The organism is Mycolicibacterium sp. P4_G11 (assembly GCF_056555145.1).
Genome location: NZ_JBFUJW010000014.1, coordinates 1 through 17,752 on the forward strand (window position 1 = coordinate 1; position 17,752 = coordinate 17,752).

Here is a 17,752-nt window from a genome sequence, read left to right on the forward strand (position 1 = left end):
GTCGTTCGGGTTTGTGCCGAAGATGGAGTCCAAGGTCGGTTTGATCAACTGGCTGATCCAGGATCCGGGTAATCCGTTGGTGGCCGCGGAGCAGGAGTTCGTGACGCGGCTGGCGGGTGAGGAACCGGCGGTCAAGCGGACGCTGATGCTCGATCTGTACAAGCGGGTCATCGATGGGGTCGGTGAGTTGGGTTTCCCGATCAGCATCCATCTGGAAGCGGCGTACGGGGTGTCCAAGCCGGCGTTCGAGACGTTCGCCGCGATGTTGGACTACTGGGCACCCGACCAGCCCTAGCCTTTTCCCCGCCGAACCGGGGCTTGCCGAACCGGTTGGTTCGGGATTACAGTCAGTTTCCGAACCAACTGACTCGGGAGGTCCTTGTGGACGTCGATACCGCTCGTGCTCGTTTCACCGAACTGCGGGGCCAGGCCCATGTCGATTCGGCCGAGCTGGACGAAATCTGGGCCTCGCTGCAGCCGGTCCGTGCCGAAGACATCGTCGGCAACTGGAAGGGCGACGAGTTCGACACGGGACACAAGATGAACGGCCAGCTCCAGGCCGCCCGGTGGTACGGCAAGATCTTCAAATCGGTCAACGACGTCGAGCCCATCGTCTGCTACGACGAAGCGGGGCAGCTGTTTTCGAACCGCGACCTGAGCCGCGGCGGAGCATCCTTGTGGGACATCGAGTTTCGCGGCGAGGTCACGGGGACCATGGTCTACGACGGCCAGCCGGTGTTCGATCATTTCAAGCGGGTCGATGACGACACGCTGATGGGCATCATGAATGGCAAGCGCCAGCGGACCGGCGACAAGTTCCTGTACTTCTTGTTGGAACGTGACCAGTGAGGTAGCTGGCTGTTACCCTGGCGATTGCTATGAGGGCGGCCGGACATGCAACGCGTGAGCGCATCATGGCTGCCGCCAAAGCGGAGTTCTCCGCCCTCGGATTTGCCGGCGCCCGGCTGAATCGCATTGCGGCCGAGGCCAATGCCAGCAAAGAGCGGCTGTACAGCTACTTCCAGAGTAAGCAGAACCTCTTCGAGGCAGTCGTCGAGCAGTGGATTCAGGACGCGCCGTACGACGCGATCTTCAAACCCGACGACGTCCCGGCGTACACCGTCGCGCTCTTCGACTACATGGTGGCCGATCCGGTCGGGGCGCGTCTGCAGCGCTGGATCGAGTTGGAGGCGGCCGGCGGGATGTTCGGTGACCACGTGCTGCGCCGCATCTTCCAGTCCAAGCTCGATCGCATCGCCGAAGCGCAACGCAACGGGGTCATCGACGCGTCCTGGCGCCCGATCGACCTGCTGATGTTGCTCAACGACATGACCTACGCGCTGGCCGCGGGCGGATTCGGGATCGACCGCATCGTCGATCAGCCGATGTCGCCGGAAACCGCCGCCGTGCGCCGGGCCGCTGCCGCCGAAGCTGCTCGCCGGCTGGTTCTGCACCCCGAACAGTGAACGACCAGTTGGCCGCGTTCGGCCCCTTCTTCGGCGTTGTGCGGCACGAGGATTCACCGGCGGCACCGTGGCGGCCGATGGCCGAGCTCGCCGACAGTCCCAGCGTCTTGGCGGCGCGAGTGGACCGCGTCCGGTCGGCGCTGGCGGCCAGTGGACTGCGCCGGCCCGAGCAGATCGACGGCCGCGTCGCTGCGTCGGTCGCGCACCTCGGGCTGGTGGCGCGGCTGATCGCCCCGATGATCGGTACTGCCGCTCTCGGCGAATCGGTGTCGTGGTCGCTGGCCGACCTGTCCTGGCAGGACCAGTTGGGCGGGCCCTACCCGCTCGCGGTGTCGACGTCGGCCAGCGCGGGCCCGCCCGCGGTAGAGGCCATCACCGAAGCGTTCGCACCATTCGGCGTCAGCCCAAAAGTGTTGTGGGGCAACGTGGGATCGGCGGCCAACAGTGCGGCCAAGCAGATCATCCAGGCCCGGCCGGACCTGACCGGGCCGGCCGGAAAGGCGGCCGACGCCGTGCTCGCAGACTCCAGGGTCGACGGGGGAGTGCTGCGGTCAGGGCCCGCATTCCGCCGCAACAGCTGCTGCCTGATCTACCAATTGGCAGACGGCGCGGGCGGTTACTGCGGCGACTGTGTGCTCACCGCACCGGGATGAGATCGAACGCCTGCTTGATGATGCTCAGCAGCCACTGCGCCGCGGTCTGACCCTTGAACGTCGGCCAGGTCAGCTGGAAGTTCACCACCCATGGCTGGCCGGTGTGGTCGACGGCGTACCAGCTGAAGCCGAGGTCGCCGGGCAGGTTGCCACCCTTCGAGCCGAGGTAGGGCCACTTGGCCCGGTCCAGGTCGATGCCGGCGACCTTGGACATGATGTCGTGTACCGGCGCGGCGGGCCCGACCGCGGCCGCTTGCACCGCGACGTGCTCGCGGCAGATGTCGGCGGCGCTGCCGTACCACTCGGCCCCGATGCTGGAGGCCGGCGTGCGGGTGCGGTACGGGTCGGGCTCGTACGGGCGCGAACTCACCTGCTGCAGCAGGGCCGTGCGCTGCTCCTTGGTGCCGTTCTTCCACTGGTCGCGGACGTCGGGCTTGCCCCAGCCGATGGAGAACAACTCGTGCATGGTCGGGTAAGGCGTCAGGCTCGCCGGGTCGTGATGCCCGGCGACGACGAGCGCCTCGTCCACCGCGGCCGGACCCACCTTGTTGATCAGCATGTCGGTGGCCATGTTGTCGCTGACCGAGATCATCTGCTGGGCGGCCTCGTGCACCGTCACCTGCGTGCCAGGGGCCAGGTTGTCCAGGCCGGCAGAACCGAGCTTCTTGCCCTCGGCGGTGACGGTGACCTTGTCGTCCCAGCTGAGGGTGCCGGCTGACACCGCGCGCGCAACGGCAAGCAGCACATAGATTTTCATGATCGAGGCCAGTGGCATCGGTTCGTCGACATTGGTGCCTGCGACCTTGACGCACTTGCCGTCGACGACCTTGGCGACCTGATACGAGTAGTGGGCGCCGGACTTCGCGATCTGCGTGTCGACGTCGGCCCAGGACTTGACGGGCGGCGGACGCAGCGAGACCTCCATGCGGTCGACGGTGCCCTTGCTGTCGACGTGCAGCTCGATGTCCTGGTTCACGCCGTACGAGTTGGTGACGTGCAGGGTCGAATGCCCGGCGCCGATGTCGATGCCCGTGAGCTTGAACGGGCGGTCCCACCAGATCCACTTCATCCGGTAGGTGATGTCGTCCACCTGGTCGGGCGCCGCGAGCGTCTTGACCCCGGCGGGCTCGATGGACCAGTCCGAGTTGAGCATGTCCATCGTCTGCCTGGACCGCATGCCCTGAGGCGTGGTCATGTCGATCAGCGCGCCGTAGGCAGCGCTCGACAACGGCGGGGCGGCTGCAGGCGTGCTGCAGCCACCCAGTACCACGATGATTGCGCCGGCCAGGGCCAGCGCAGTGCGGGTCTTACGACTGCTGGTCGGAACCGGCAACGTCCAACACAACCTCGAATTCGAGAAGTGATGCTCCGGTGGCGACGGGGTTGGCCCGCTGCCCGGCGTGTGCCTCGACGGCGGGGCCGGTGGCCCAGGCCTGGAACGCCTCGTCGGACTCCCACTGCGTCACCACGAAGTAGCGGTTCTCGCCCTTGACCGGGCGCAGCAGCTGGAACCCGAGGAAGCCGGGCTGGCCGTCCACTGCGTGAGCGCGGTTCGCGAACCGCTTCTCCAATTCCGGACCGGCGTTGGGCGGAACTTCGATCGCATTGATCTTCACCACAGGCATGTGGTTCAGGTTACCGCGCTGGCCCGCAGGCAGGGCGGGCCGCTGCCGGCAGGCAACAGGGGCGCTGCCGCCAGGCAATATAGGGCTATGACGACCGACCTGCTCACCGCCCGAGGCGGTACCGGCGAGCCGATTGTGCTGGTGCACGGATTGATGGGCCGTGGGACGACGTGGGACCGGCAGTTGCCGTGGTTGACCGACCTGGGCGAGGTCTACACCTACGACGCGCCGTGGCATCGCGGCCGCGGCGTCCACGATTCCGAGCCGATCAGCACCGAACGGTTCGTCGCCGACCTGGCCGACGCGGTCGGCTCGCTGGGGCGCCCGGCGCGGTTGGTCGGACATTCGATGGGTGGGCTGCACAGTTGGTGTCTGGCTGCGGCGCATCCGGAACTGGTCACCGCGCTGGTGGTCGAGGACATGGCCGCGGACTTCGTCGGCTTCACCATCGGTGCCTGGGATCCGTGGACCCACTCCATTCCGGCCGAATTCAATTCGGCGCAACAGGTTTTGGACCTGTTCGGCCCGATCGCGGGCCAGTATTTCCTGGACGCCTTCGACCGCACCGAGACCGGCTGGCGGCTGCACGGCGAGGCCGGGCACTGGGTGGCGATCGCCGCCGAATGGGGCACCCGGGACTACTGGCAGCAGTGGGCGGCAGTGCGGGTGCCGACGCTGCTCATCGAGGCCGGGAACTCGGTCGCACCGCCGGGGCAGATGCGCAAGATGGCCGAGATCGGCTACCGGACAACATATCTGGAGGTTCCTGGCGCCGGGCACCTGGTGCACGACGACGATCCGGACGCGTACCGCCGTGCGGTCGAGGATTTTCTCGCGTCCGTCTGACTAGTCGAATCGGGAACGCACCGCGTCGAGGTCGTGCGCGGCGCGGTCCAGGTCGCGGCTGTCGCCGACGTCGGTCCAGTTGAAGTTGCCGAAACCATTGCGTGCACCGGGATTTCGGGTGATGGCGCTCAGCGCGGCGCCGAGTGCGAATGGGGCGACCATGATCGCGACCATCGCGACCAGGGTCAGGACGGTGTTCATGTCAACAATTGTCGAATCGGGGGCAACCGAATAAACAGTGGCAGTTCGGACGGCATTCGATAAAATGCTGCCATGATCAACAGTGTCTCGGTCCTGGTGATGGACGGGGTCGCGCCGTTCGAGTTCGGCGTGGTGTGTGAGGTGTTCGGCATCGACCGATCGGGCGATGGTGTGCCCAACTTCGATTTCAAGGTGTGCGGACCGGAGGCCGGGCGGCCAGTACGAACGTCGGTCGGTGCATCGTTGATTCCCGACCACGGCATCGACCAGCTCCTGGGGGCCGACTTGGTCGCCATTCCGGCGGTGGCGGGTCCCAACTATCCGCAGTCGGCGCTGGATGCCGTGCGCACCGCCGCGGACTCCGGTTCGATCATCCTGACCATCTGCTCAGGAGTCTTTGTCGCAGGCGCTGCCGGACTGCTCGACGGTCGGGCCTGCACCACGCACTGGATGCACTCGGACCGGCTGGCCCGGCAATACCCGACCGCGCGGGTCGATCGCGACGTCCTGTTCGTCGACGACGGGAATCTGATCAGCAGCGCGGGGACCGCGGCAGGCATCGACGCCTGTCTGCATCTGGTGCGCCGCGAGTTGGGCAGCGAGATCACCAACAAGATCGCGCGGCGCATGGTCGTGCCGCCGCAGCGTGACGGCGGGCAGCGTCAGTTCATCGAGCAGCCGATCCCGGTGCGGTGCTCGGAAGGCTTTGCGCCCCATCTGGATTGGATTCTGACCAACCTGCGTGTCCCGCACACGGTGGACAGCCTGGCCAAACGGGCGAGCATGTCGGGGCGTACGTTCGCGCGACGTTTCGTCGAGGAGACAGGGCGGACGCCCATGCAGTGGGTCACCGACCAGCGTGTCCTCTATGCCCGCAGGCTGCTGGAGGAGACGGATCTCGATGTGGACCGGGTGGCCGACAAGGCCGGATTTGGTACCGCAACTCTGCTGCGGCACCATTTCCGGCGCGTTGTCGGCGTCAATCCGTCGGATTACCGTCGACGGTTCTCCTGCCCGATCGGGCTTGCGTCACAACGGGATGGCTAGCCCTGCGGCCGGCACTGCACGTTGACGTACACGGTGTCGAACTGGCCGGAGTTGATTCGCTGGCCCCGGTTGTCGACGTTGGAGCCGGACAACCCGTGCACATCGGTCACCGAGCACGCGGACAGCGGCCCAGAGGTGCTGGTGTTGACCTGGACGTGGTAGCCGCGGGACTGCAGCTCGTTGATGGTGTCGACGGCGGACCCTCCGCCGGTCGGCAGCGCCGACGCCGTGCCCACTGCGGGCGAGATGGCCACTGCGGCAAAGGCGGCTGCCGCGGCTCCAGCGATGACGAGGCCGCGACGACGGTTGTTAACTTTCTGTTCACCTGAAATTCGGTATGCGGTCATGCTTCCGTTCTATCCGAGGATCACGGCGTGTGGTACTGACTCATGCCGTTCTCATCGGAAAGCGCGTGATTTCATGCCGTTCTCATGTAAACCCGCGAGCGGGGTCAGTTCTCGCCCTCGCCGGCCAGCGCGTATCGGTCATCGGCGGTTTGCTCGACCAGGCCGTCGACCAGCAGTGAGTCCAGTGCCCGGTCACGCTGCGCGGTATCGGTGAGCCAGGCCACATCCAATTGCGCACGGGTCACCGGTGTTGCGCTGCCGCGCAACACATCCAGTAGCCGGCCGCGAACCTGGCGATCGGTGCCGGCGTATTTCTGCACCGGACGCGTCGGCGTGTCCATCTCCGGATGACCTGCGCTCCGCCAGGCGCACGTCGTCAACGGGCATACGCCGCATTTCGGATTGCGGGCAGTGCAGACGATCGCACCGAGCTCCATGAGTGCCGCCGAAAACACATGCGCCGTACCGTCTTTCGGCAGGAGTGCCGCGACGTCGTCGAGGTCGCGGGTGCGCGCCGGGGTGTCGGCCACGCCGCGCACCACGCGGGCCACCACCCGGCGCACATTGGTGTCGACCACGGGGACGTCCTGTTGATACGCGAAACAGGCGACGGCCCGCGCGGTGTAGGCACCGACGCCCGGCAGCGTCAGCAGGGTCTCGACGTCGCGGGGCACCACGTCGCCATGCTCGGTGCTGATGACCTCTGCGCATTCGTGTAATCGCTTGGCGCGGCGCGGATAACCCAGCTTGCCCCAGGCCCGGAGTACGTCCGCCGCGCCGGCCGCGGCGGTCGCGGACGGGGTGGGCCAGCGCGCGATCCAGTCCCGCCAGATCGGTTCGACCCGCGACACGGGGGTCTGCTGCAACATGAATTCGCTTACCAGAATTTGCCAGGCAGTCACGTCCGGGGCGCGCCACGGCAGGTCGCGTTGTGCCGTCCGGTACCAATTCAGGAGCTCGTCGGCGGGGATGAGAATTTGCCCTGAACTCATTGCGCGGCGTCTATGTGTTGAGGGCACAATGGGCGGCATGCCCAACTCGAACCCGATAAACGCCTGGAAAGCACTGAGAGAGGGTAACGAGCGATTCGTTGCCGGTGAACCAGCGCATCCCAGCCAGAGCATCGAGCGTCGGACGCAGTTGGCCGGTGGTCAGAAGCCCACTGCAGTGTTGTTCGGCTGTGCAGACAGCCGCGTCGCCGCCGAGATCATCTTCGATCAGGGCCTCGGCGACATGTTCGTGGTGCGCACCGCCGGCCACGTCCTCGATTCCGCGGTCATCGGGTCCATCGAATACGCCGTCGTAGTCCTCGAAGTACCGCTGATCGTGGTCCTCGGCCACGACAGCTGTGGCGCGGTGAAGGCCACCATCACCGCGCTGGACGACGGTGCGGTGCCCGGCGGGTATGTCCGCGACATCGTCGAGCGCGTCACCCCGTCGATCCTCGTCGGCCGCCGCGAAGGGCTGACCGAGGTCGACGAGCTCGAAGCCAAGCACGTAAACGAAACGGTGCGTCTGCTGAGCGAGCGGTCCAACATGATCGCCGAACGGCTGGCATCGGGCAAGGTCGCCATCGTCGGTGCGACCTATCACCTGGCCGAGGGTCGGGTCACCAAGCGCGACCACGTCGGTGACATCGGCGAGTAGTCGGCCGGCCGACGTGGCGAACAACACCGCAGTTCACAGGCGACACGCCGCACCGGGTCAGGGCGCACCACGTTTCGTGCCCTTACCGTGACAATGTGCCGGATCTAGAACCGCATGGCCCGCTGCCATCCCAAATCTATTGGCGACGGCGGATGCTGGCCATCGGTGTGGGCGCTGTCGTCCTGCTCCTGGTTGTGATCATCGGGGTCGTGGTCTTCAGCAACAGCACCGGCGACTCCAAGCAGACTCAGTCCACCGCGAAGACGTCGACATCCGCGACGCCGCTGCCCGGCGAGACGCCCGGGGTGAAGAGTCCGATCGAGCCGCCGCCGAACGCGTCTCCCGCACCGACGCCGACCCCGACCACCGCCGTCACCCCGCCGCCGGTGCTCAAGGCAGGCGACGATTGCCCGGACACCACGCTCGCGGCCAAGGGCATCACCAACCAGCCGAACTACGTGATCGGCGATCAACCGAAGTTCACGATGGTGGTCACCAACATCGGGCTGGTCGAATGCAAGCGTGACGTCGGTGCCGCTGTGCTGGCCGCGTACGTCTACTCGCTGGACAACAACCGGCTGTGGTCCAACCTGGACTGCGCGCCGTCGAACGAGACCCTGGTCCGCGCCTTCAAGCCTGGCGAGCAGGTGACCACCGAGGTGACCTGGACCGGCATGGGCTCGGCGCCCAACTGCCCGCTGCCGCGGCAGGCGATCGGGCCGGGCACCTACAACCTGGTGGTCCAGCTGGGCAACCTACGGTCGGCTCCGGTGCCGTTCGTGCTGTCCGAGGCCCAACAGCCCGGACCGGGTGCGCCGCCTGCGGGCGAGGCTCCGCCGCCGCCGGCTGCACCGGCGCCCGGCGAGCCGACGCTGCCCGGACCCGCCAACTGATCTCAGGCCAGCCGGTCGGCGATGGTCGATTCGGCGAGCAGCGACAGACCCTCTCGGATGTGGCGGGCCCACATGGACCCGATGCCCTCCACCGACTGCAGGTCGTCGGCGCTGGCGGCCAGTAGGCCCTGCAGCGATCCGAACGAGCGCACCAACAGGTCGACGTGTGCGAACTGCAGGCGCGGGATGCCCGCCATCGCGCGGTAGCCGCGCGAGCTCATCGCTGAATCCTGTGCCTCTGGCGTCGACGGATAGCCGAAAACCCTTGCCAGCGTAGTGAAGTCGAGAAGTTCGTTGTCGCTCAGCGCATCGAGTTCCTCGAGCGTGGCGGTCACCTGCTCGGCGGCCGGCGGATCGGGGTTGGCGTGGTAGTCGCGGACGATCAGTTCGCGGGCGGCGTCGTTGTCGCCGACCAGTTCGTCGAGCTGCAGCTTGAGCTGACGCCCGTCGGTACCGAGCTCGACGACGTCGGCGTCGATCTCCAGGCTGATCCGGCGGACCATCTCCATGCGCTGCACGACGGTCATGACGTCGCGCAGTGTCACGAAATCCTCGATCTCGGCCATCGACAGCTGCTTGCTGACTTCGTCGAGCCGGAACTTGTAGCGCTCCAGGGTCGCGATGGTCTGGTTGGCGCGCGACAGGATGGTCGGGGTTTCCGGTACGACGTGGCGTTCACCGGCCACGTAGACCGTCACGATGCTCATCGAGTGGCTGACGGACACCACCGGGAATCCGGTCTGGATGGCCGCGCGCTCGGCAGAGCGGTGCCGCGTGCCGGACTCGTCGGTGGGGATGGAGGGGTCGGGCACCAGCTGCACGTTGGCCCGCAGGATCCGGGTCAGGTCACTGGAGAGCACGACGGCGCCGTCCATCTTCGACAGCTCGCGCAGCCGGGTCGGTGCGAACCGGACGTCCAGCGGGAAGCCACCGTCGCAGATGGCCTCGACGCTGTCGTCGTAGCCCAGCACGATCAGCCCGCCGGTACGACCACGCAGGATCCGCTCCAGACCGTCTCGCAGCGGCGTTCCGGGCGCCAGCTTGCCCAACGTCTCGCGCAGCGTCGGTCGGGCCAGGTGCACGACGTTGCCCCGTCCGGACCGATTGGCCGATTTCACCGACATCGGTGTACTCCTCGGGTTTCCGGCCGGGCTCTACCCGGTCCGGTCCACATTCTCTGTGATCTTGCGCAACACCCGCAACGCCGCGGTGATGTTCTCGGCCGGCAGGACCCGAAGACCGCGCGGTGGCGACTCGGTTCCGGTGGGCACCACGGCCGTCGTGAAGCCGAGTCGGGCGGCCTCGGCGAGCCTGCGGTCCATGCCGGTGACGCGGCGCAGATCGCCGGCCAGACCCACCTCGCCGATGGCGATCGCAGTGGCCGGCAGCGGCAGGTCCGTGTACGCCGACGCGATGGCGAGTGCCACCGCCAGATCCGATGACGGGTCGGTCAACCGCATACCGCCGACCGTGGACAGGTAGATGTCGTTGGTACCGACGGGCAGGCGCGCCCGCTTCTCCAGCACCGCGGTGATCATGGCCGCGCGGGCCGAGTCGATTCCGCTGACCGCGCGGCGCGGGGAGCCGGCCGACGGCGATCCGATCAGTGCCTGCACCTCGCCGATCAGCGGCCGCTTGCCGTCCAGGCTGACCGTCACCGCGGTGCCGGACACCGGGGCCGGACGCTGGTCGAGGAACAGCCCCGACGGGTCGGCAACGCACTCGATTCCGTTGTCGTGCAACATGAAACAGCCGACCTCGTCGGCCGCGCCGAAGCGGTTCTTGACGCCGCGGACCATGCGCAGCGTCGAGGCGCGGTCGCCTTCGAAGTGCAGCACCACATCCACCAGGTGCTCGAGTGACCGCGGCCCGGCGATGGCGCCGTCCTTGGTGACATGGCCGACCAGGACCATGGCGATGCCCGTCGTCTTGGCGGCCATGGTGAGCGCGGCGGTGACGGCGCGGACCTGCGTCACGCCGCCGGTGACGCCGTCGGTCTCGGCGGTCGACATGGTCTGCACCGAATCCACCACCACCAAAGTGGGCTGCACCGCCTCGATGTGGCCGAGTGCGGTCTGCAGGTCGGACTCGGCGGCCAGGTAGACGTTGTCGTGGGTGCAACCGGTGCGCTCGGCGCGCAGCCGGATCTGCCCGGCCGATTCTTCGCCGGACAGATAGAGCGCACGTCGCCCGGACATGGCCCAGCGATGTGCGACTTCGAGCAGCAGCGTCGACTTGCCGACGCCGGGATCGCCGGCCAGCAGCGTCACCGAACCCGGCACCACACCGCCGCCCAGCACCCGGTCCAATTCGCTGATCCCGGTGTGGAAGTGCCTGGTGGTGCCCGGATCGATCGAGCTGATCGGAACGGCAGGGGAGGTGGGTGCGACAGCGCGGTGCGTCGCGGGCGTCAGCGAGCTCAGCACCGCTACTTCATTGACCGTGCCCCAGGTGCCGCAGTCCGGGCAGCGCCCCACCCATTTGGCCGTGGTGTGCTGGCACTCCGAGCACCGAAACTGCGAACGTACTTTCGAACCGGTTCTGGCCATGCCGCGAACTTAGTCGTTGGTACCGACAGATTGCGTCAGGCCGGCGGTGTGGGTGCTTCCCGCAGCGCGACCGGAGGTGGCTGCGAGGAACGACGCGAGGTTAGTGATGGCCCTCGCCGCCGCCGGCGGGTGCCGGAGCAGCTTCGCCACCGGCCTCGCGGCGCGGGGCTTCGCCGGCGGAGATCGGGACCTCGATGGTCTTCTCGCCGGCGTTCTGGAACTTGAACGTGAAGCTGTAGTTCAGGCCGTTCGAGATGGGCTTGGTCAGCGCCACCATCGCGATGGAGGTCGTGGCGTCCTCGGAACGCGGCAGGGTCTGCTTCTGGCCGTCCGGGGTGCCGACCAGCAGCACGCCGCCGGCGGGCACCGTGGTGCCGCCGTTGACCAGCACCTCACCGGTGTCCGAGGTGATGCCGACCAGCTTGTCGGGGTTGTCGGGCGACTTGTTGGTGGCGACGAACAGCAGCTCGACCATGGTGCCGGGCTTGACGAAGTCGCGGGTCTGCGGGGCGCGCAGGTACACGTTGCGCAGGTCCACACCGGCCTTCTCGTCACCGATGCTGGTGGCGGTGCCGTTGACCGCAGGCAGCTGGTTCGCGCTCTGCGAGACCTGGCCAGCGCTGCAGCCGGTGAGCGTCACCGCGGTGGCCAGCCCGAAGGCGGCCAGCGTGACGGCAGAAGTGCGCGATTTCATGCGGTTCACTCAAGCCTCCTGCTTGGGCGCCAGCGGCGATGCGCGTGACGGCCTTGGGTATGTCTGCTGTGCTCCCCGGACTGGTCCGGCGTTCGACTATGCAGAGTAGTAGGTGGCCGTGGGCGGCGGTAGCGGAGGCCCGCTATCGGCCTGGTTCGGGCGTATTTCCGGCCGCGAATGACCGGTGAATGGGACGTGAATCGGGTGCAATTCGGCCGTAATGTGGCCCTCGCCACTGCACGTAAATGCCGTGCTGTCAACCCCTTTCACGCATCTGCATGGCCCCTGACCTGCATTGTTGATCCGCGGGTGTCCGACGCCCGTGCTAACATTGCTATGTGAAAGGGGCCCGAATCTGATGATTTTCAAGGTCGGAGACACCGTCGTTTACCCACACCACGGTGCAGCATTGATCGAGGCGATTGAAACCCGGACCATCAAAGGCGAGCAGAAAGAATATCTCGTCCTCAAGGTTGCGCAGGGCGATCTGACCGTTCGAGTACCCGCAGAAAACGCTGAATACGTCGGTGTTCGCGACGTGGTGGGTCAGGAAGGCCTCGACAAGGTGTTCCAGGTGCTGCGCGCCCCGCACACCGAGGAGCCGACCAACTGGTCCCGTCGTTACAAGGCGAACCTGGAGAAGCTGGCCTCCGGTGATGTGAACAAGGTTGCCGAGGTCGTTCGCGACCTGTGGCGTCGTGATCAGGAGCGCGGTCTGTCCGCCGGCGAGAAGCGCATGCTGGCCAAGGCTCGTCAAATCCTGGTCGGTGAACTGGCTCTGGCCGAGAACACCGATGACGCGAAGGCCTCCACCATCCTGGACGAGGTTCTCGCCGCGGCGTCCTGAACGCCAGTCCCAACGGAGCAGTGAACTTCCGTATCGGTCTCGGTACCGACGTACATCCCATCGAGGCAGGGCGGCCATGCTGGCTGCTCTGCCTGTCATTCGAAGGTGTTGACGGCTGTGCTGGGCACTCTGACGGCGACGTGGCCGCGCACGCACTCTGTGATGCTCTGCTGAGTGCGGCCGGCCTCGGCGACCTGGGCAGTGTCTTCGGCACCGACCGTCCCGAATGGCGCGGCGTCACTGGCGCCGACATGCTCAAACATGTCTCCACGCTGCTGGCCGCTGCCGGTTTCCGCGTGGGCAATGCGGCGGTCCAGGTGATCGGTAACCGCCCGAAAATCGCTCCCCGCAGGGAAGAGGCGCAGCAGGTGCTGTCGGCGCTGCTGGACGCTCCTGTCTCGGTTTCGGCGACCACCACCGACGGCCTCGGACTGACCGGCCGGGGCGAGGGTCTGGCCGCGATTGCGACGGCGCTGGTGGTCTCGCCCGATTAGGCCGGTAAGCTGGCCCGTCGTGACCGAACACCGTCTCGAGGGCCTACGGCTCTACGACACCATGACCGGTGCCGTGCGGGACTTCACCCCGGTGCGGCCCGGACACGCATCCATCTACCTGTGTGGCGCAACTGTGCAGGGCCTGCCCCATATCGGCCATGTGCGCAGCGGCGTCGCGTTCGACGTGCTGCGGCGCTGGCTGACGGCCAAGGGCTACGACGTCGCGTTCATCCGGAACGTCACCGACATCGACGACAAGATTCTCAACAAGGCTGCCGACGCCGGCCGGCCGTGGTGGGAGTGGGCCGCCACCTTCGAACGGGCCTTCACGGCCGCCTACGACGCGCTGGGGGTGCTGCCGCCGTCGGCTGAGCCGCGGGCGACCGGACACATCACCCAGATGGTCGAGGTCATCGAGAAACTGATCGAGCGCGGGCATGCCTACGCCGCCAATGGCGACGTCTACTTCGACGTGCTGAGCCTGCCCGACTACGGCAAGCTCTCGGGCCACCGCATCGACGACGTGCACCAGGGCGAGGGCGTGGCGACCGGCAAGCGCGACCCGCGGGACTTCACCCTGTGGAAGGGCGCCAAGCCCGGCGAGCCGTCGTGGCCGACACCGTGGGGCCGGGGCCGCCCCGGCTGGCACACCGAGTGCGTCGCGATGTGCCAGGAGTACCTGGGCTCCGAGTTCGATATCCATGCCGGCGGTATGGACCTGATCTTCCCGCATCACGAGAACGAGACCGCCCAGGCCAACGCCTGCGGTGACGAGTTCGCGCGATTCTGGCTGCACAACGGCTGGGTCACTATGGGCGGCGAGAAGATGAGCAAGTCGCTGGGCAACGTCCTGGCGATTCCGGCTGTGCTGCAACGGGTTCGGGCTGCCGAGCTGCGCTACTACCTGGGCAGCGCGCACTACCGGTCCATGCTGGAGTTCTCCGAGAACTCGCTGCAGGACGCGGCCAAGGCCTACACCGGCATCGAGGAATTCCTGCACCGGGTGCGCACCCGGGTGGGTACCGTCGAGGTCGGTACCTGGACCGAGAAGTTCGCGGCCGCACTGGACGACGACCTGGCGGTGCCCGCGGCGTTGGCCGAGGTGCACGCCGCCCGCGCCGATGGCAACCGGGCACTAGACGCCGGTGATCACACCGGCGCGATGGAGGCTGCATCGTCGATCCGGGCCATGATGGGCATCCTGGGCTGCGATCCGCTCGATGAGCGCTGGGAAACCCGCGACGAGACGTCCGCCGCACTGAATGCTGTTGACGCCCTGGTGCAGTGGGCGCTCAAGAGCCGCACCGAGGCCCGCGAGAACCGCGACTGGGCCGCCGCCGACGCGATCCGCGACCAGCTGAAGCTGGCCGGCATCGAGGTCACCGATACCGCTGATGGCCCGCAATGGGCCCTGACTGATGGGGCCTGACGATGGCTGGAAACTCCCAGCGCCGCGGCGCAATTCGTAAAGACGGCACCAAGAAGGGTCCGACCGTCGGCTCCGGCGGGCAGCGCCGTCGCGGTCTCGAGGGCAAGGGCGCAACTCCGCGCGCCGACCAGCGCCCGAACCACAAGGCGTACAAGGTCGCGCAGAAGACCGCCCGCTCGAATCAGGGGCGGCACAAGAAGACCGACGACGTCGAGGTCGTGGTCGGCCGCAACCCGGTGGTGGAGTGCCTGCGGGCCGGCGTGCCCGCCACCGCGCTCTACGTCGTGCTCGGGACCGAAGCCGACGAGCGGCTGACCGAATCCGTCACTCGGGCAGGCGATGCCGGCATCGCGATCCTCGAGGTGCAGCGCCACGACCTGGACCGCATCACCAGCAATGGCATGCACCAGGGCATCGCGCTGCAGGTGCCGCCGTACCAGTACATACATCCGGACGATCTGCTGAAGTCCGCGACCACCGACTCCATGCCGGCGTTGTTGGTCGCGCTCGACAACATCTCGGACCCGCGCAACCTGGGCGCCATCGTGCGCTCGGTGGCGGCGTTCGGCGGGCACGGCGTGGTGATCCCGCAGCGGCGTTCGGCGTCGGTCAGCGCGGTGGCCTGGCGCACCAGCGCCGGCGCGGCGGCCCGGCTGCCGGTGTCACGGGCCACGAATCTGAATCGGACGCTGAAGGATTGGGCCGATGCCGGCCTGACGGTCGTCGGGCTCGATGCCGGCGGCGACACCACGCTGGACGAGCTGGACGCCTCCGGACCGATGGTCGTCGTCGTGGGCTCCGAGGGCAAGGGGCTGTCGCGATTGGTGCGGGAGAACTGCGACCACATCGTCTCGATCCCGATGGCCGGACCCACCGAGTCGCTCAACGCGTCGGTGGCAGCCGGTGTGGTGCTCGCCGAAATCGCGCGGCAGCGAAGGGACTAGCGGTCGGTGCGGGGCCGCGTGAGGGTGAATTTGTCGACCGCCCGGACCTCGCCGAACGGACCGCTCACCGCGTAGTAGGTGGCGTCCATCGACGTATTGCCGCCAGGCTGGCCGGGATCGACATCGAAAGCCACGAAGCCGCAAGGATTTTCCCGGTCCCGGAAGACGGACCAGGGCGCCGCTTCCTCGGTGTAGTTCGGCGTCTTTCTTCCGGTGCCGGGGTTCGCCTCGCCCACGGACATGAGGACGCGGCATCGCGGCTCGGGAAAGAGCATCGCGTTCGACGGAATCGACGTGCCACCGCCGCCGATGACCAGATGTACTGTGCCTTTGCTGGTATCGATCGAACCAGATTGTGCATCAACCGGATTCGGCGTCAGGGTGTCGGTCGGTAAGGTGCCGCGAAGTGCATGGCTACGTTCGTAGTGGTGCTCGTGCCCGCAGACCACGAGATCGACGTTGAACCGGTCGAACAGGGGCAGCCAGTTCTCGCGGATGCCCAGGTCGGCGCCGTTGGTCTTGTTGCCTGTGGAGACCGCTGTCTGGTGCATGCACACCACGACCCAGTCGATCTCCTTGTTGCTCCGAGTCCGCGCGAGTTCTTGTTCCAGCCAACGTTTTTGGGCTCCGCCCGAGTAGCCGCGCACGTATGAGTTGCCGCCGTCCTGGTAGCACACGTCGTCGTTGGCCAGGATGATCACGCGGACCGAGCCGGCGGTGAAGGCGTACCACAGGCCGCGGAGTTCGGGATCGGAACCGGAGTCCGGCAGCCCGAAATAGGCCTGGTAGGCGCCGTAGCCGATCGGGCCGTTGCCCAACTCGTTCTCGTGGTTTCCCGGCGCCGGCATCCACGGTCGATACCGCGCGGACCGGGTGTTGTTCTCGAACCACTCCGACCAGGTGCGGACCCGGTCGTGAGCGAGGTTGGCATAGCAGAGGTCGCCGTTGACCAGGTGGAACAGCGGGGCCACCCGCTCGACGGCGGTCGTGATGTCACCCGCGGCCGGGGACCCGACGTGGTCGCTGCCGAAGGATGCCGCCACCTTGGCGTCCAGCATGGGGGTCGATTGATCGCCGAAGCTGGTGAAACGGATGGGCGCCCGGCCCCGAGGTGCGGTACGCACCGTGCCCAGCTCGGGACCGGCGCCGTCATGTACGGCGGCGTAGACGTAGTCGGTGTCGGGTGCGAGGCCGGTCAACCGTGCATGGTGGACGCGAATCTCGGTGCGGGAGGCCGCGTCTCGGTAGGTGACGGTTTCGGCTGCGACGGCATTGCCGAACCCGCCGTCGGGGGTGCCCACCGTGATGCGGGGGTTCTTGACCGCGGCGGCGGTGTGCCAGGACACCACGGCCTCGGTGGCTGCGTCGGCGCCGAACTGGGTGTGCAATCCCGTGACCGGTGGTGCGCCGCTGCGGTCAGCGCGCCGCCACAGCACCGGGCCGGTGCGCTTGGTGGTGAAGTACCCGGTGGTGCCGGCTCCGACGCCTGCGCCGACGAGAGCCGACGTACCTCCCACAATCAGCGTTCTGCGGCTCACGTCCACGACAGCCATCTTGCCTACGAAGCGCCTGGCCCGCTCGGCCGCAACGCCGCCCGGCTACGAATCGACGCGCGCTGTTCTCGTTCAGGTAACCGCGCTGATTCAGCGCCGCTGCAACTCGAACACCGGGATGAGGCGGTCGGTCTTTTTCTCGTACTCGGCGAATCCGGGCGCGCGCTCGACGATGTGGGCATAGGCGGCGTCGCGCTCCGCACGGGGCAGTTCACGCGTCACGACGTCGTATTCGTCGGTGCCGATTTCGATGTGGGCGTTGGGATTTGCCCGCAGGTTGTGCACCCACGCCGGGTCGGCGTCCGCGCCGCCGGCGGAGCCGACGATCCACAGCTTGCCGTCGCTGTCGAAGGTGGCCGCGGGGTTCACCCGCGGCTGACCGCTCTTGGCGCCGGTGGTGTGCAGGACCAGCAGCGTCAGGTTCGCGAACTGGCCGCCGACCTTGCCGCCGTTGGCGCGGAATTCATCGATGATCTGCTGGTTCCAGCTGTCGGCCATGATCTGCCAAGCCCTTCCG

22 protein-coding genes are annotated in these 17,752 nt (G+C 67.2%); 12 read left to right on the forward strand and 10 right to left on the reverse strand.

Annotated features, from left to right (window positions below):
• The 4 genes from AC1U2B_RS25775 to AC1U2B_RS25790 all read left to right on the forward strand — a co-directional run.
• On the forward strand, positions 1–295 hold a 295-nt coding region (locus AC1U2B_RS25775; protein WP_480219029.1), incomplete at its 5' end, for a mycobacterial-type methylenetetrahydrofolate reductase.
• 86 nt (positions 296–381) lie between these two features.
• On the forward strand, positions 382–849 hold the full coding sequence (locus AC1U2B_RS25780; RefSeq protein WP_043400090.1) for a DUF4334 domain-containing protein: 468 nt from the start codon (positions 382–384) through the stop codon (positions 847–849).
• A gap of 65 nt (positions 850–914) precedes the next feature.
• Positions 915–1,466, forward strand: coding sequence for a TetR/AcrR family transcriptional regulator (locus AC1U2B_RS25785; RefSeq protein ID WP_480219030.1), 552 nt, complete (start codon positions 915–917; stop codon positions 1,464–1,466).
• Positions 1,463–2,119: a (2Fe-2S)-binding protein gene (locus AC1U2B_RS25790; RefSeq protein WP_480219031.1), complete on the forward strand. Its 657-nt coding sequence runs from the start codon at positions 1,463–1,465 to the stop codon at positions 2,117–2,119. The genes AC1U2B_RS25785 and AC1U2B_RS25790 overlap by 4 nt, the downstream gene beginning before the upstream one ends.
• On the opposite strand, the gene AC1U2B_RS25795 is transcribed toward AC1U2B_RS25790, so the two are convergent.
• Entirely contained in the window at positions 2,103–3,452 is a 1,350-nt protein-coding gene (locus AC1U2B_RS25795) for a serine hydrolase (RefSeq protein ID WP_480219032.1), read from the reverse strand. The genes AC1U2B_RS25790 and AC1U2B_RS25795 overlap by 17 nt on opposite strands.
• Positions 3,427–3,744: a mycobilin-forming heme oxygenase MhuD gene (gene mhuD, locus AC1U2B_RS25800; protein WP_043400081.1), complete on the reverse strand. Its 318-nt coding sequence runs from the start codon at positions 3,742–3,744 to the stop codon at positions 3,427–3,429. Before mhuD ends, AC1U2B_RS25795 begins: the two co-directional genes overlap by 26 nt.
• Positions 3,745–3,831: 87 nt before the next feature.
• Between mhuD and AC1U2B_RS25805 the strand changes: the two genes are divergently transcribed.
• Positions 3,832–4,590: an alpha/beta fold hydrolase gene (locus AC1U2B_RS25805; RefSeq protein ID WP_480219033.1), complete on the forward strand. Its 759-nt coding sequence runs from the start codon at positions 3,832–3,834 to the stop codon at positions 4,588–4,590.
• On the opposite strand, the gene AC1U2B_RS25810 is transcribed toward AC1U2B_RS25805, so the two are convergent.
• Positions 4,591–4,791 (reverse strand): hypothetical protein, encoded by a 201-nt coding sequence (locus AC1U2B_RS25810; RefSeq protein ID WP_480219034.1) that lies wholly within the window; start codon positions 4,789–4,791, stop codon positions 4,591–4,593.
• A gap of 72 nt (positions 4,792–4,863) precedes the next feature.
• Here AC1U2B_RS25810 and AC1U2B_RS25815 point away from each other — a divergent pair, with 72 nt between their 5' ends.
• Positions 4,864–5,838: a helix-turn-helix domain-containing protein gene (locus AC1U2B_RS25815; protein ID WP_043984530.1), complete on the forward strand. Its 975-nt coding sequence runs from the start codon at positions 4,864–4,866 to the stop codon at positions 5,836–5,838.
• On the opposite strand, the gene AC1U2B_RS25820 is transcribed toward AC1U2B_RS25815, so the two are convergent.
• Together AC1U2B_RS25820 and AC1U2B_RS25825 are read right to left on the reverse strand one after the other, a co-directional pair.
• A complete protein-coding gene (locus AC1U2B_RS25820; RefSeq protein ID WP_260936283.1) occupies positions 5,835–6,185 on the reverse strand; it encodes a hypothetical protein in 351 nt (116 codons plus the stop codon). The two genes, AC1U2B_RS25815 and AC1U2B_RS25820, sit on opposite strands and share 4 nt — an antisense overlap.
• A 104-nt stretch (positions 6,186–6,289) precedes the next feature.
• Positions 6,290–7,177 (reverse strand): iron-sulfur binding domain-containing protein, encoded by an 888-nt coding sequence (locus AC1U2B_RS25825; RefSeq protein ID WP_480219035.1) that lies wholly within the window; start codon positions 7,175–7,177, stop codon positions 6,290–6,292.
• A gap of 37 nt (positions 7,178–7,214) precedes the next feature.
• Between AC1U2B_RS25825 and AC1U2B_RS25830 the strand changes: the two genes are divergently transcribed.
• Together AC1U2B_RS25830 and AC1U2B_RS25835 are read left to right on the forward strand one after the other, a co-directional pair.
• A complete protein-coding gene (locus AC1U2B_RS25830) occupies positions 7,215–7,832 on the forward strand; it encodes a carbonic anhydrase (protein ID WP_043400125.1) in 618 nt (205 codons plus the stop codon).
• A gap of 95 nt (positions 7,833–7,927) precedes the next feature.
• Positions 7,928–8,725: a hypothetical protein gene (locus AC1U2B_RS25835; protein WP_260936290.1), complete on the forward strand. Its 798-nt coding sequence runs from the start codon at positions 7,928–7,930 to the stop codon at positions 8,723–8,725.
• A 2-nt stretch (positions 8,726–8,727) separates the two neighbouring features.
• Here the strand turns inward: AC1U2B_RS25835 and disA are convergent, their stop codons facing one another.
• The 3 genes from disA to AC1U2B_RS25850 form a co-directional block, all read right to left on the reverse strand.
• Positions 8,728–9,849, reverse strand: a complete 1,122-nt coding sequence (gene disA / locus AC1U2B_RS25840; RefSeq protein WP_480219036.1) for a DNA integrity scanning diadenylate cyclase DisA — start codon at positions 9,847–9,849, stop codon at positions 8,728–8,730.
• A gap of 30 nt (positions 9,850–9,879) precedes the next feature.
• Positions 9,880–11,274, reverse strand: a complete 1,395-nt coding sequence (gene radA / locus AC1U2B_RS25845; protein ID WP_043400064.1) for a DNA repair protein RadA — start codon at positions 11,272–11,274, stop codon at positions 9,880–9,882.
• Between the two features lie 100 nt (positions 11,275–11,374).
• Complete coding sequence (locus tag AC1U2B_RS25850; protein ID WP_204354825.1) at positions 11,375–11,968, reverse strand: copper chaperone PCu(A)C domain-containing protein; 594 nt, start codon at positions 11,966–11,968, stop codon at positions 11,375–11,377.
• A 358-nt stretch (positions 11,969–12,326) separates the two neighbouring features.
• Between AC1U2B_RS25850 and carD the strand changes: the two genes are divergently transcribed.
• From carD to rlmB, 4 genes are read left to right on the forward strand one after another with little or no spacing between them, the layout of a single operon-like run.
• Positions 12,327–12,815 (forward strand): RNA polymerase-binding transcription factor CarD, encoded by a 489-nt coding sequence (carD, locus tag AC1U2B_RS25855; protein ID WP_043400059.1) that lies wholly within the window; start codon positions 12,327–12,329, stop codon positions 12,813–12,815.
• A 20-nt stretch (positions 12,816–12,835) separates the two neighbouring features.
• Entirely contained in the window at positions 12,836–13,309 is a 474-nt protein-coding gene (ispF, locus tag AC1U2B_RS25860; protein ID WP_480219037.1) for a 2-C-methyl-D-erythritol 2,4-cyclodiphosphate synthase, read from the forward strand.
• On the forward strand, positions 13,305–14,738 hold the full coding sequence (gene cysS, locus AC1U2B_RS25865) for a cysteine--tRNA ligase (protein ID WP_480219101.1): 1,434 nt from the start codon (positions 13,305–13,307) through the stop codon (positions 14,736–14,738). Before ispF ends, cysS begins: the two co-directional genes overlap by 5 nt.
• Before the next feature lie 2 nt (positions 14,739–14,740).
• Entirely contained in the window at positions 14,741–15,682 is a 942-nt protein-coding gene (gene rlmB / locus AC1U2B_RS25870; protein WP_260936306.1) for a 23S rRNA (guanosine(2251)-2'-O)-methyltransferase RlmB, read from the forward strand.
• On the opposite strand, the gene AC1U2B_RS25875 is transcribed toward rlmB, so the two are convergent.
• On the reverse strand, positions 15,679–17,235 hold the full coding sequence (locus AC1U2B_RS25875) for a purple acid phosphatase family protein (protein WP_480219038.1): 1,557 nt from the start codon (positions 17,233–17,235) through the stop codon (positions 15,679–15,681). The genes rlmB and AC1U2B_RS25875 overlap by 4 nt on opposite strands.
• Positions 17,236–17,325: 90 nt before the next feature.
• Entirely contained in the window at positions 17,326–17,733 is a 408-nt protein-coding gene (locus AC1U2B_RS25880) for a nitroreductase family deazaflavin-dependent oxidoreductase (protein WP_480219039.1), read from the reverse strand.
• Between the last annotated feature and the right edge of the window lie 19 nt (positions 17,734–17,752).

What these genes read in the sequence shown, in the direction of transcription:
- radA (WP_043400064.1), bottom strand. Translation starts at nt 11,274, where the DNA reads ATGGCCAGAACCGGTTCGAAAGTACGTTCGCAGTTTCGGTGCTCGGAG.
- carD (WP_043400059.1), top strand. Translation starts at nt 12,327, where the DNA reads ATGATTTTCAAGGTCGGAGACACCGTCGTTTACCCACACCACGGTGCA.
- AC1U2B_RS25825 (WP_480219035.1), bottom strand. Translation starts at nt 7,177, where the DNA reads ATGAGTTCAGGGCAAATTCTCATCCCCGCCGACGAGCTCCTGAATTGG.
- AC1U2B_RS25820 (WP_260936283.1), bottom strand. Translation starts at nt 6,185, where the DNA reads ATGACCGCATACCGAATTTCAGGTGAACAGAAAGTTAACAACCGTCGT.
- AC1U2B_RS25785 (WP_480219030.1), top strand. Translation starts at nt 915, where the DNA reads ATGGCTGCCGCCAAAGCGGAGTTCTCCGCCCTCGGATTTGCCGGCGCC.
- disA (WP_480219036.1), bottom strand. Translation starts at nt 9,849, where the DNA reads ATGTCGGTGAAATCGGCCAATCGGTCCGGACGGGGCAACGTCGTGCAC.
- AC1U2B_RS25880 (WP_480219039.1), bottom strand. Translation starts at nt 17,733, where the DNA reads ATGGCCGACAGCTGGAACCAGCAGATCATCGATGAATTCCGCGCCAAC.
- rlmB (WP_260936306.1), top strand. Translation starts at nt 14,741, where the DNA reads ATGGCTGGAAACTCCCAGCGCCGCGGCGCAATTCGTAAAGACGGCACC.
- AC1U2B_RS25830 (WP_043400125.1), top strand. Translation starts at nt 7,215, where the DNA reads ATGCCCAACTCGAACCCGATAAACGCCTGGAAAGCACTGAGAGAGGGT.
- AC1U2B_RS25850 (WP_204354825.1), bottom strand. Translation starts at nt 11,968, where the DNA reads ATGAAATCGCGCACTTCTGCCGTCACGCTGGCCGCCTTCGGGCTGGCC.
- AC1U2B_RS25805 (WP_480219033.1), top strand. Translation starts at nt 3,832, where the DNA reads ATGACGACCGACCTGCTCACCGCCCGAGGCGGTACCGGCGAGCCGATT.
- AC1U2B_RS25815 (WP_043984530.1), top strand. Translation starts at nt 4,864, where the DNA reads ATGATCAACAGTGTCTCGGTCCTGGTGATGGACGGGGTCGCGCCGTTC.
- AC1U2B_RS25810 (WP_480219034.1), bottom strand. Translation starts at nt 4,791, where the DNA reads ATGAACACCGTCCTGACCCTGGTCGCGATGGTCGCGATCATGGTCGCC.
- AC1U2B_RS25875 (WP_480219038.1), bottom strand. Translation starts at nt 17,235, where the DNA reads ATGGCTGTCGTGGACGTGAGCCGCAGAACGCTGATTGTGGGAGGTACG.
- mhuD (WP_043400081.1), bottom strand. Translation starts at nt 3,744, where the DNA reads ATGCCTGTGGTGAAGATCAATGCGATCGAAGTTCCGCCCAACGCCGGT.